An 11,834-nucleotide genomic window follows, 5' to 3' on the forward strand; every position below is an offset into this window, starting at 1 on the left:
TAACTGTGACTGTGACTGTGACTTAGCACAGACTCAGTACTGTATAAGCAAATCTATAGCTAAATTGAAGACAATAAAAAACCGAACTCATGGGTTCGGTTTTTTTATGTCTTCTGCTTAACAAAGGTTGATTAATTAATCACTAATACATACTGAGGTTATCGTTTAGGCCTAACCAACCTTTGAAAATACGATAACTGAACCAAATTAAAGCAAAAGTGAATACAGGAATACTCAGCCAAAGTTGCGGCATAAAGTAGCCAATGATCAATAATGGTATTAAACCTGTAATACTATTACGTTGCCATCTAAGGTGTGATGCCAGTAACGATTGAGAAGCAACATTAGTCTGCGAGATATTAATCACTAAACTAAAGAAAACCGGTAAAAAAAATAACGGAAATGCACTCATCAACGCATATAAAAAATGCCCAAGCGATAAATCTTCTGCGGTATAGACCTCAGCTTCTGTCATAAGATTCACTCCTAGTGCGTTAAAATTAAGGGAGTTACTCATCGTAACTCCCTTATAACAATAATCCTAGATCTTTGGTTTCGCAATATTTTGCGAACTTATCCAGCAAAATGACTTAATTTGTCTTCATATCGTTCACTGATTGCAACATTGCACGGCTTTCATGTTGAAATTGCGGTGCAAAATCGCCAAACCATTTAGCCACATCTCTGAACTGTGCAACGAATGCATCTCTATTACCGCTTTTCAATAAATCTAATGCATCGCGGTAATTGTCCAGATAATCACTGATGGCAACTTGACTACCTTCTTGTGCAAAGATTATATCGGCGTAGAGCTCAGGATCTTGAGCAAACAATCGGCCTACCATGGCAAGCTCTAATCGATAAATAGGCGAACTGAATTGCAATAAACTTTCAATATCAGCTTCTTCTTTACACAAATTAACTCCGTACACAAAACTTGAGAAATGTCGCATTGCTTGCACTAGCTGCATGGCTTTATCATGTCGCTCTGCATCTTCATTAACAATGCGGGCTCCCCAAATCGTAATTTGTTCTAAAAACCATTGGTATTTATCGGTATCACGTCCATCACACACCACTACAACTTGTTTGGCTAAACTACCCACATCAGGTCCAAACATTGGGTGTAAACCCACTACAGGTCCCTTATGGGCCTCTAACATTGCATTGAGCGGTTCTGACTTAATTGAGGTGAGGTCAGCTAAAATACAATGATCAGGTAAATTGTTTAATTTGCTACGAATAAGCTCACAAGTCACGTTAATTGGCACAGTAACAATCACCATCCCTGCACCATCAAAAAGTGCATCAGCCTGATCCCAGTCATCTTTATCTAAGCTTTTCACTTGATAACCTGAAAGGGTTAGCATTTGACTAAACAAACCACCTAATTGACCTTCACCACCGACAACCACGATGTGTCCGAGATCGGTTTTAACCTGCTTAAAGCCGACATCCTTTTCATTAAGGTACGACTCACGCATTAAGCGTCTTAGGATATCTTCAATCAATTGCGGAGAGATATCCATTTCACTGGCTTCTTTACGACGCTTAGCTAACATCGAAGCTTCACGTTGTGGTGCATAAATTGGCACCCCTGCAGCATGCTTAACAGTACCAACTTGCGCGACTAGATCGAGACGTTTACGGAGTAAATTTAATAACTGTTGATCAACGCCGTCAATCAGGTCTCGTAAATTTTCTAAATCTAATGTGGTTTTTTCATTCATAGCTTATATCCATCTATCGCACAACTTACTTATAAATTAACCAGCAAAGCGATTCGGTAAAACAGGTTTTAATAAATCGGCATTACGACGCAAAAGTGATTCAGTAGTTGCCCAGTTAATGCAAGAGTCAGTAACTGAGACACCGTAAGCAAGTTCAGGTAAAGGTTTATCAGAAGACTGATTACCTTCATTTAAATGACTTTCAAGCATGACGCCAATCACTGAGCGATTACCATTTTGAATTTGCTGGAATACATCCTCGCAAACTATGGTCTGTCTTGTATAGTCTTTCGATGAATTACCATGACTACAATCAATGATTAATCGCGCATTGAGCTTAGCCTTGTGTAATTGTTCTTCACATGTGGCAACACTTTCTGCATCATAATTCGGCGTTTTACCACCACGTAAAATAACATGACCATCTGGGTTTCCTGCAGTTTGCAATAACGATACTTGTCCTTTCTGATTAATTCCCATAAACCTGTGGCTGCTAGCTGCTGACTTTAAGGCGTTAATTGCTACATCAAGTTTTCCATCAGTACCATTTTTGAAACCAACAGGCATAGATAGACCTGATGCCATTTCGCGGTGAGTTTGCGATTCAGTGGTTCGTGCGCCAATAGCAGACCAAGTCACTAACTCAGACATGTATTGTGGGCTAATTGGATCAAGCGCTTCTGTAGCTACAGGTAACTCTAATTCAGCAAGCCAAATCATCAACTCACGCGCCATTCTTAAGCCTTTTTCGACATCGAATGATTCATTCATATCAGGATCATTGATAAGGCCTTTCCAGCCAACGGTGGTACGTGGCTTTTCGAAGTAAACCCGCATTAAAATGTAGAACTCACCGCTTAATTCATCATGCAGCTTCTTAAGTTTCAATGCATACTCTTTTGCTGCGTCAATGTCATGAATAGAACAAGGCCCAGTCACAATTAAGACACGGTTATCACGCTTGTGGACAATATCCGCCACGGTTTGGCGCGCGTCTAAAATATACTGATAAGCATGATCAGATAACGGTAACTCTTTTTTTAACTCAGCTGGGGTTACCAACACTTTTTCAGAACTAATGTGGACGTTATTAATCGTATCTTGTTGCATGCTCATTACTCACTTCTTAAGGTTTCTAATCAATAACACTTCAATAAATATTAGCGTAACGCTACACCATTACAGACTTGTGCTAACTATGCCTTTTTCAATAAGGCTTAGCAACCTATAAATGACATTTTCTCCAAATAAACAAAAACCCGCCATATAGGCGGGTTGTTGTGCGAACACTGCATCTTATTTTTTCAAGCGGGTAACTATTACTTAGTTGCCAACTTCTCACGGATACGTGCAGATTTACCTGAACGCTCACGTAGGTAGTAAAGCTTAGCACGACGAACACGACCGCGACGCTTAACTTCGATGCTAGCTACTAGTGGACTGTGAGTTTGGAAACCACGCTCAACACCTTCGCCATTAGAGATTTTACGTACAGTGAATGCAGAGTGAAGACCACGGTTACGCTTAGCGATTACCACACCTTCAAACGCCTGTAGACGCTCTTTTTCACCTTCTTTAACACGTACTTGAACTACTACTGTATCACCAGCACCAAATTCAGGTACGTCAGTTTTCATTTGCTCATCGTTGAGCATTTTAATGATATTGTTCATAACTTACTCCGTTCTAGGATTAACTGAGCTTCGACTAAACAGGCTTGTCCATATTGGTAACAAACTCTGCTAAAAGAGTCTTTTGTTCGCCAGTCAGAGCTAGATTTTCAAATAATTCTGGTCGTCTCAAAAAAGTCCTACCAAGACTTTGTTGTAACCGCCAGAGTCTAATTTTTTCGTGGTCACCGCTTAATAACACTGCTGGAACAACGACACCATCTAAGTTTTCTGGGCGAGTATAGTGTGGACAATCCAATAAGCCATCAGAGAAAGAATCTTGCTCTGCTGACGCTTGCTTACCTAGTACACCAGGTACTAGCCTTGCAACTGAATCGATTAAAGTCATCGCAGGTAACTCTCCGCCCGAAAGCACATAATCACCAATCGACCACTCTTCATCTACTTCAGATTGGATGATACGTTCGTCAACACCTTCGTATCGACCACATACCAATACCAAACTAGATGATTTACTTAACTCACTGACACCTTGCTGATCCAGCTTGCGTCCTTGAGGTGATAAATAAATCACTTTCGCACCGTCACCTGCCGCAGCTTTCGCTGCATGAATAGCATCGCGTAACGGTTGCACCATCATCAACATACCTGGACCACCACCATAAGGACGGTCATCAACAGTATTATGTCGATCATTCGTAAAATCACGAGGATTCCACGTTTGCAACTCTAACAGGCCGTTTTTAACGGCTCGACCCGTAACTCCAAAGTCTGTAACAGCACGAAACATCTCAGGAAACAGGGTTACTACCCCTAACCACATATGTTGTACCTCGACTTAAAAGTCTGGATCCCAGTCCACTAATATCTGTTTACTTTGCACGTTCACCTCAAGGACGAACTGCTCAGGGACAAAGGGGATCATTCGTTCCGCTTTGCCGAATGCATCTTTTACGTTAGCTTTAACAAGTAGTACGTCGTTAGATCCTGTTTCCACGATCTGTTCAACTTCACCCATGTTATAGCCTTTAGTATTGGTCACAGTACAACCAATCAAGTCTCGCCAGTAGAATTCATCTTCCGACAAGTCTTTAATTTGGTCAGCCTGAATTGCAATCTCACAATTTGTAAGTAATTGCGCATCCTCACGTGTATTTACACCTTCAAGACAGGCAACAAGTGCTTTACCTTGAAAACGCCACTGAGTGACTTTTACTTCACGCCATTCACCTTGTTCTTTAATGAACCAAGGAGAATAATCAAAAATACCTTCAACAGAATCGGTATAAGAAGTGATTTTCATCCAACCTTTAATACCATGACTAGAGCCAATTTTGCCTAGTACGATTGGTTGTTGGTTACTACTCATCTATTTATACCTTAACGCTATTAAGCAACAGCTTTACGAGCGTCTTTGATCAATTTCGCTACGCGTTCTGAAGTTGCTGCACCTGTAGCAACCCAGTGATCTACACGGTCTAGATCTAAACGTAGAGTTTCTTCTTGGCCTTTAGCTAAAGGATTGAAAAAACCAACACGTTCGATGAAACGACCGTCACGAGCATTGCGGCTATCAGCAACAACGATATTGTAAAATGGACGCTTTTTTGCGCCGCCACGAGCTAAACGAATGGTAACCATGCGTTTTATTCCTCTAATGATTTGCTAGTAAGCAAAAATAAAAACTGGGACTCCGTGTTCGCGAAGGGCCCCAGAGAAAGCCGCAAGATTTTACCTGATTTTTCAACTATTGCAACCAAATCCGTTGTTTTAAAAACCAAAGGGCTTATGGCCACATAGTTGATAATCAGTCTTACGAACTGATGTAGATAATTTTTTTGGAGTTTTAAAGCGAATTAACGCCCTGGAAACTTCATTCCAGGAGGCATCATTCCGCCCATGCCGCGCATCATTTTCTTCATGCCGCCTTTGCCTGACATTTTTTTCATCATTTTTTGCATTTGAGTAAACTGCTTCAATAAACGATTGACGTCTTGAATTTGAGTACCCGAACCTAATGCAATACGGCGCTTACGCGAACCTTTGATGATATCAGGACGTTGGCGTTCACCAGGCGTCATTGAATTAATAATAGCTTCCATTTGATTGGTCATTTTGCCGTCTTGAACTTGAGCTAATGCTTCTGGAGGCAGTTGTCCTACTCCAGGTAGCTTTTCAATCATGCCCATCATGCCGCCCATGTTTTTCATTTGCTGCAGTTGTTCACGAAAATCTTCTAGATCAAATCCACCGCCTGACTTCACTTTTGAAGCAAGCTTCATCGCTTTGTCTTTATCGACACCACGTTCAACTTCTTCGATAAGTGACAATACGTCACCCATACCAAGAATACGTGAAGCGATACGTTCTGGGTGGAACGGCTCTAATGCGTCAGTTTTCTCACCGACACCTAAAAACTTAATTGGCTTACCGGTAATGTTTCTAATTGATAATGCAGCACCGCCACGGGCATCACCATCAACCTTTGTTAAAATAACACCGGTTAAAGGTAGTGCTTCATTAAATGATTTAGCAGTATTTGCCGCATCTTGACCTGTCATTGCATCGACAACGAATAACGTTTCAACAGGTGTTACTGCCGCATGGAGATCTTTAATCTCATCCATCATGGCTTCATCAACATGCAAACGACCTGCAGTATCGACAATTACAACATCAATGAATTTTAATTTTGCATGCGCAATTGCAGCTGTCGCAATATCAATTGGCTTTTGGCTTACGTCTGATGGGAAAAAATCCACTTCAACTTCTGCAGCCAATGTTTCCAATTGCTTAATCGCAGCAGGACGATAAACGTCGGCACTCACAACTAAAACAGATTTTTTCTCACGCTCACGTAAAAATTTTGCCAGTTTTGCAACACTGGTTGTTTTACCCGCACCTTGCAAACCCGCCATCATTAATACTGCAGGTGGCTGGCTGGCTAAATCTAATGCTTCATTAGCTTCGCCCATCGCTTTTTCAAGTTCATTTTGGACAATCTTAATGAATGCTTGTCCCGGACTTAAACTTTTAGAGACTTCTTGACCGACTGCACGTTCTTTTACGCTGTTTACAAATTGGCGTACAACGGGCAAAGCAACATCAGCCTCAAGTAGTGCCATGCGCACTTCACGTAAGGTTTCTTTAATGTTGTCTTCGGTTAAGCGACCACGACCACTAATATTCTTGAGGGTTCGTGACAGTCTGTCGGTTAGATTCTCAAACATGCTCTGCTGTTTACCTTAAACGATTCGATAATTGTCGCCTATTATACCCAAACTACTTCAAGATGCGAGATTAGCCTGAGGCCTGTCTATTGATGTATGTCATTTTTCGTAAATTATTTGGAGTTAAATGGTGGAAACTGTTAAATTTTGAGTCTTGGGTCACTGCCCTAATGGGTAGGGTTCATGTTAATCTAAGATAAATATAGATGTGCTGATTTTATTTTTAAAAACAACCTGCACTCATAACTTGATAGGTTTATTCCAGATGGTCATTTTTTCAGCTTCGGCTATGTTGTTTTATTGCATTGCACTCGTATTAGTGACGAGTCGTTTGTTCCATGCAGAAGGGCCGAATCGTCGATTGGTCGCAATTTTTGCATCTATTGCCGTTGTGCTTCACGGCATTGCACTTTCGCAAACTATTTATACTGCTGACGGTCAAAACTTCAGTTTAACGAATGTGATTTCATTAGTTAACTGGATTATCGCCTTCAGCTTTACCATTATTATGCACCGCTTAAAGGTGATAGTTGTGGTACCTGTGGTTTATGCCTGCTCTGTTATTTCAGTTGCAGTGTTATGGCTCATACCGCCACAGTACATTATTCATTTTGATATCCACCCTGAGATCTTAGCTCACATTGTGCTTTCTCTTATGGCTTACAGTGCATTAATGATTGCCGCGCTCTATGCGATTCAATTGTTATTGATTCAAAATAAGCTTAAAAACAAGAAAACCATGATGAGCCCTGGCATGCCGCCTTTAATGACAGTTGAAAAACAACTTTTTCATTTAGTCACTATCGGTATGTTCTTACTGACTCTTTCATTAATCACGGGGTTTGTGTTTTTAGAAGATATGTTTGAAGATGGTAAAGGTCATAAGGCAATTTTATCCATCTTAGCTTGGTTAGTATACGGCGCTATGCTATGGCAAAACTACACCATTGGTTGCCGTGTTCGCACAGCCGTCATCTACACATTATCAGGTGCAACATTATTATCTTTAGCTTATTTTGGCGCTCGAATAGTGACTGAAATCATTTTAAGATAAACTACAACTCTGGCAGGTTAACCTTCCCAGACTTGACACTCATGACGAATGATTGATACTCATCATTCGTCTTTTTTTTACTCAGTTTTTAATTACGTTTACTGGAGCCCTTTTTGGACGCTATTTCTACCAGCGCACTCCTCCTCTCTCTTCTAGTGTTAATCTTAATCTCAGCCTACTTTTCTGGGTCTGAGACAGCCATGATGACATTAAACCGCTACCGCCTTCGTCACCTTGCTTCTAGTGGGCATAAAGGGGCGCAAAGAGCATTAAAGATGCTTGAAAGGCCAGACAGGTTAATTGGTTTAATTCTAATTGGTAATAACCTCGTCAACATCTTAGCCTCGGCCATTGCCACCATTATTGGTATGCGCTTATTCGGCGATATGGGTGTGGCAATCGCAACGGGGGTGCTGACATTAGTAGTGCTGATATTTGCTGAAGTAACGCCGAAAACGGTTGCAGCTCTTCACCCTGAACGTATCGCTTTTCCATCTAGCTTCTTACTAAAAGCCCTGTTATCAGTGTTATGGCCACTGGTTAAAGTCATTAATCTGATCACATCAGGCTTTTTGCGTGTATTAGGTATAAAAAATATCAGTGTCAACGATGCATTAAGCCAAGAAGAGCTGCGCACTGTGGTTCATGAGGCTGGTGCACTGATCCCTCAGCGACATCAAGAGATGTTGATATCCATTCTCGACTTAGAAAAGGTCACCGTTGAAGATATTATGATCCCGCGATCAGACATCTATGCAATTAACGTCAATGACGAGTTCAAGTTAATCAATAAGCAAGTCACTCAAAGCCCACATACTCGAGTGTTGGTATATCGTGACAATATTGATGATGCCGTCGGCTTTATTCACCTTCGTGATGCCCTTAGACTTCGCTCGAAAGAAGAATTCAGTAAGTCCTCTTTGCTTAGGGCAGTAAAAGAGTTGTACTTCATTCCTGAAGGTACACCGCTCACCGTACAACTATCTAACTTCCAGCAAAATAAAGAACGCTTTGGCTTAGTGGTTGACGAGTATGGTGACATTCAGGGGCTAGTGACGCTTGAAGATATCCTAGAGGAAATTGTCGGCGACTTTACCACTTCAATGATCACCACTGCCAGCGAGGATATTGATATTCAACAAGATGGCAGTTTTGTCATTGATGCAACGATCAACATCCGTGATTTGAACAAAGAAATGAAATGGGACTTTTCAATTGATGGCCCTAAGACACTCAACGGGCTTATCATCGAGTATCTAGAAGATATTCCTGATGCGGGAACAAACGTCACTATCGATAATTATAATATTGAAGTGATTGAGGTCTCTGACAACATGATTAAAGCGGTGAAAGTAGTACCTGGACTTAAAGAAGATACGACTGAAGAGTTGACTGATTAGTCCAATTCAAACGCCATCAAAAAAGGCGCTAATAAGCGCCTTTTTTATTGCTCGTATAAACTTTATTTCGCTTACATTACGCTGCCTGACGGCGGTTGGCTTCTAATGCTCTTCTTTTATCTCGAGCGATAGGCGTAATTTCATCCTCTAAATTTTTGTTTAAGCCCATCATGAAGTACAACTCAGCCATTAAGAAAAAAGGGCCTATCAATAACTGATTTAAATCATCGATGAATGCAGGTTTCGCCTTTTCATATTTATGGCCAATAAACTGAATAACCCAACCGACAAAAAATACACCAACACCCACCATCCAAGCATTATCAAATTCAGCCACCATTGAAGAAGTCATCAGGACTGGGATAATAAAAATGGTTAAACCAAGCGCTAAGCCTTTATGCAATATAAAATAATATATCAATGTCCCCAAAGCGAAGATGGTTGCGATATTAATCTTAAATCCATCTTCGGCTAACAAAACAAAATTAATTGGGATTAGATTTAGCAATAAAAAAACAGACCAAATAATTAGCGGTACGCCAACAAAGTGAGTTTTAATATTTTTGGGGTTTAAATGCACACTTTTATAAGTGGCAAGTTGCTCAACGGCCGATTTCATTACGAGTCCTTATTATTTTTATCAAGTAACATCCTATTAACTTACCCTACTTCAACTATGGAGCTCAAGCTCTAGAATCATTCGCAGTTGTAATTTAATGCCCGATAAGAAATAAATACCAGCAAACACCTTTTGATAGAAGTCGAAAAAGGCGCCCAAAAAAGACGCCGAAGCGCCTTAATAGATTACTTGTGCAATCAAGTAGTGAAATCATCCTAATACCGATTTAAGACTCTATGATAACTGTCGCTACAGCATAGTGTTGCTCATCGGCGATGGTGATGTGAACATGGCTAGCGCCAAGTTCATTCATTCTCGTTAAGGCACCATCAGTAAAACTCACAATGGGGGCACCACTGTCATTATTGGCAATATGAATATGCTGAAATGACACCCCACGTCCAATGCCAGTGCCTAAGGCCTTGGCTGCAGCTTCTTTAGCAGCAAAACGCTTTGCAAGATATCGATGCGGTATTTTAGAACTCTGATAAATTTCAAGTTCTGCTGGCGTTAATACACGTTTAGCCAGTTTATCACCAAGGCGCATAAACTGGGTCTCAATACGAGCAATCTCGACAATATCAGTACCTAAGCCAATAACAGCCATTATTCGCCTCTGCGACCTTCTTGCATCAGTTGCTTCATGTCTTTTACTGCAACAGCTAAGCCGTCAATTGCTGCGCGCGCTATCACAGCATGACCGATGTTAAGTTCATACAACTCAGGAATAGCCGCAATTGGTTTGACATTATGGTAATGCAAGCCATGACCTGCATTAACAATCAGGCCTTTACCGTGAGCATATTTTGCCATTTCGGTAATACGCGTTAACTCTTGTAATTGCTCTGCATCAGTTTTCGCATCAGCATAACAGCCTGTGTGAATTTCAATATAAGGCGCTCCCGAGGCCACTGCAGCATCTATTTGTGCTTTGTCTGCATCAATAAATAAAGACACCTTAATACCCTGTGCCGCAAGACGTGTGACAGCTTGGGTGATTTTATCAAGTTGGCCCGCAACATCTAAACCACCTTCGGTAGTTAATTCCTCACGTTTTTCAGGTACCAAACAGGCATAAGCTGGCTTAACATCACAGGCAATTGAAATCATTTCTTCAGTCACAGCAAACTCAAAGTTCATCCGTGTTTTTAGGGTTTTGGCCAGTAGGTAAACATCACGATCAACAATATGTCTGCGATCTTCACGTAAATGAATGGTGATGCCATCAGCACCAGCATGTTCTGCCACTGCTGCGGCATGTACAGGATCAGGGTATTCAGTACCACGAGCTTGGCGTAAAGTGGCGATATGGTCGATGTTAATGCCTAATAAAATTCCACTCACTGTGGGCTCCTTATATATTTTTGTTCTTGTCTAATTTCAGCACTGTTATCAGAACTAATATCGTTCTAATATCAGTGCTAATCTGTTACTTCTTAATAAATAATTTTCTGCTTAGTAGTGGTTTTCCACCTAACAATGGAGTTAATAATAACCTCATTAATCCTTTCGCCTGCACTAAATTATTTTCAACAAGTTGTTTGGATTGTAAGTTAATCAGCATATCACCAGATAATAAATGGCGGCTATTTGTCACGTTTGCTGATGCCTGCTGAGCCACAGGTAAAAAGCCTTCATCGGCAATAATCCGATAACTCATATCAGCCATAATACTTTCCCCTTGAGTATCATATTCAAGTGAAGGCAAAGCGCCCAGTTCATTAAGCAATTCCATTTCAAAATAGCGTAAATGCTCTGAGCTAAACTCGCTCGCTAACGCCATCAAGCTGCGATGATAATGCAAAAATAAGCTTTCGGCATGTTGGCCTGAATTAAGTACTCTCACCAGAAGCTCATTAAGGTACATCGCAGAATATAAACTATCTGATTTTAAGGGAAGTGCTGGCGCTGCAGGTTCAATTTGGGTAATAAACTTAAGTGAAGAATCAACTGAGTCTGATTTACTATTGAATTGAAATATCAGAGGCTGAAAAGGCTGGATGATACTTTTAATGGATTTTTTACCGCTGCCTACCCTGACTAATGCATCAAGGCGACCCACACCATCGACCAACAGATTGACAATCACACTGGATTCTCTGTAAGGACGATGATGGAGTATATAGCCGCGTAACATCGAAGAGACGACTAACGGCTATAGCATGAGATC

At 40.9% G+C, this 11,834-nt stretch carries 14 protein-coding genes; 2 read left to right on the plus strand and 12 right to left on the minus strand.

The window, feature by feature from the left end; all coding sequences use genetic code 11:
- Positions 1-142 precede the first annotated feature (142 nt).
- From Q4600_RS01155 to ffh, 8 genes are all read right to left on the minus strand, one after another.
- Positions 143-475, minus strand: coding sequence for a hypothetical protein (locus Q4600_RS01155; RefSeq protein ID WP_303512961.1), 333 nt, complete (start codon positions 473-475; stop codon positions 143-145).
- A 115-nt stretch (positions 476-590) separates the two neighbouring features.
- Entirely contained in the window at positions 591-1,730 is a 1,140-nt protein-coding gene (tyrA, locus tag Q4600_RS01160) for a bifunctional chorismate mutase/prephenate dehydrogenase (protein WP_229367758.1), read from the minus strand.
- Positions 1,731-1,766: 36 nt separating this feature from the next.
- The gene (locus Q4600_RS01165) at positions 1,767-2,840 is read right to left on the minus strand and encodes a 3-deoxy-7-phosphoheptulonate synthase (protein WP_102529787.1); all 1,074 of its coding nucleotides are present in this window, start codon (positions 2,838-2,840) and stop codon (positions 1,767-1,769) included.
- Positions 2,841-3,049: 209 nt separating this feature from the next.
- Positions 3,050-3,403, minus strand: coding sequence for a 50S ribosomal protein L19 (gene rplS, locus Q4600_RS01170; protein ID WP_055025610.1), 354 nt, complete (start codon positions 3,401-3,403; stop codon positions 3,050-3,052).
- Positions 3,404-3,437: 34 nt separating this feature from the next.
- Positions 3,438-4,184: a tRNA (guanosine(37)-N1)-methyltransferase TrmD gene (gene trmD / locus Q4600_RS01175; RefSeq protein WP_303512501.1), complete on the minus strand. Its 747-nt coding sequence runs from the start codon at positions 4,182-4,184 to the stop codon at positions 3,438-3,440.
- A gap of 15 nt (positions 4,185-4,199) precedes the next feature.
- Positions 4,200-4,730 carry a ribosome maturation factor RimM gene (gene rimM / locus Q4600_RS01180; RefSeq protein ID WP_102529684.1) on the minus strand — a complete coding sequence of 177 codons (531 nt, stop codon included), beginning with the start codon at positions 4,728-4,730 and terminating at the stop codon, positions 4,200-4,202.
- Between the two features lie 20 nt (positions 4,731-4,750).
- On the minus strand, positions 4,751-5,002 hold the full coding sequence (rpsP, locus tag Q4600_RS01185) for a 30S ribosomal protein S16 (protein WP_055025607.1): 252 nt from the start codon (positions 5,000-5,002) through the stop codon (positions 4,751-4,753).
- 215 nt (positions 5,003-5,217) lie between these two features.
- The gene (ffh, locus tag Q4600_RS01190; protein ID WP_102529685.1) at positions 5,218-6,591 is read right to left on the minus strand and encodes a signal recognition particle protein; all 1,374 of its coding nucleotides are present in this window, start codon (positions 6,589-6,591) and stop codon (positions 5,218-5,220) included.
- Positions 6,592-6,856: 265 nt separating this feature from the next.
- Between ffh and Q4600_RS01195 the strand changes: the two genes are divergently transcribed.
- Both Q4600_RS01195 and Q4600_RS01200 read left to right on the plus strand, forming a co-directional pair.
- Positions 6,857-7,645, plus strand: coding sequence for an inner membrane protein YpjD (locus Q4600_RS01195; RefSeq protein ID WP_102529686.1), 789 nt, complete (start codon positions 6,857-6,859; stop codon positions 7,643-7,645).
- A 113-nt stretch (positions 7,646-7,758) separates the two neighbouring features.
- The gene (locus Q4600_RS01200) at positions 7,759-9,045 is read left to right on the plus strand and encodes an HlyC/CorC family transporter (protein WP_102529687.1); all 1,287 of its coding nucleotides are present in this window, start codon (positions 7,759-7,761) and stop codon (positions 9,043-9,045) included.
- Between the two features lie 76 nt (positions 9,046-9,121).
- On the opposite strand, the gene Q4600_RS01205 is transcribed toward Q4600_RS01200, so the two are convergent.
- From Q4600_RS01205 to recO, 4 genes are all read right to left on the minus strand, one after another.
- Complete coding sequence (locus Q4600_RS01205) at positions 9,122-9,664, minus strand: DUF962 domain-containing protein (protein WP_229367764.1); 543 nt, start codon at positions 9,662-9,664, stop codon at positions 9,122-9,124.
- A gap of 226 nt (positions 9,665-9,890) precedes the next feature.
- Complete coding sequence (gene acpS, locus Q4600_RS01210) at positions 9,891-10,271, minus strand: holo-ACP synthase (RefSeq protein WP_102529689.1); 381 nt, start codon at positions 10,269-10,271, stop codon at positions 9,891-9,893.
- A complete protein-coding gene (gene pdxJ / locus Q4600_RS01215; protein WP_102529690.1) occupies positions 10,271-11,008 on the minus strand; it encodes a pyridoxine 5'-phosphate synthase in 738 nt (245 codons plus the stop codon). The genes acpS and pdxJ overlap by 1 nt, the downstream gene beginning before the upstream one ends.
- Before the next feature lie 85 nt (positions 11,009-11,093).
- Complete coding sequence (gene recO, locus Q4600_RS01220) at positions 11,094-11,801, minus strand: DNA repair protein RecO (protein ID WP_303512484.1); 708 nt, start codon at positions 11,799-11,801, stop codon at positions 11,094-11,096.
- Positions 11,802-11,834: the final 33 nt, after the last annotated feature.

Origin of the sequence: Shewanella sp. 2_MG-2023 (assembly GCF_030548905.1) — a bacterium.
Classification (GTDB): Bacteria; Pseudomonadota; Gammaproteobacteria; order Enterobacterales; family Shewanellaceae; genus Shewanella; species Shewanella electrodiphila.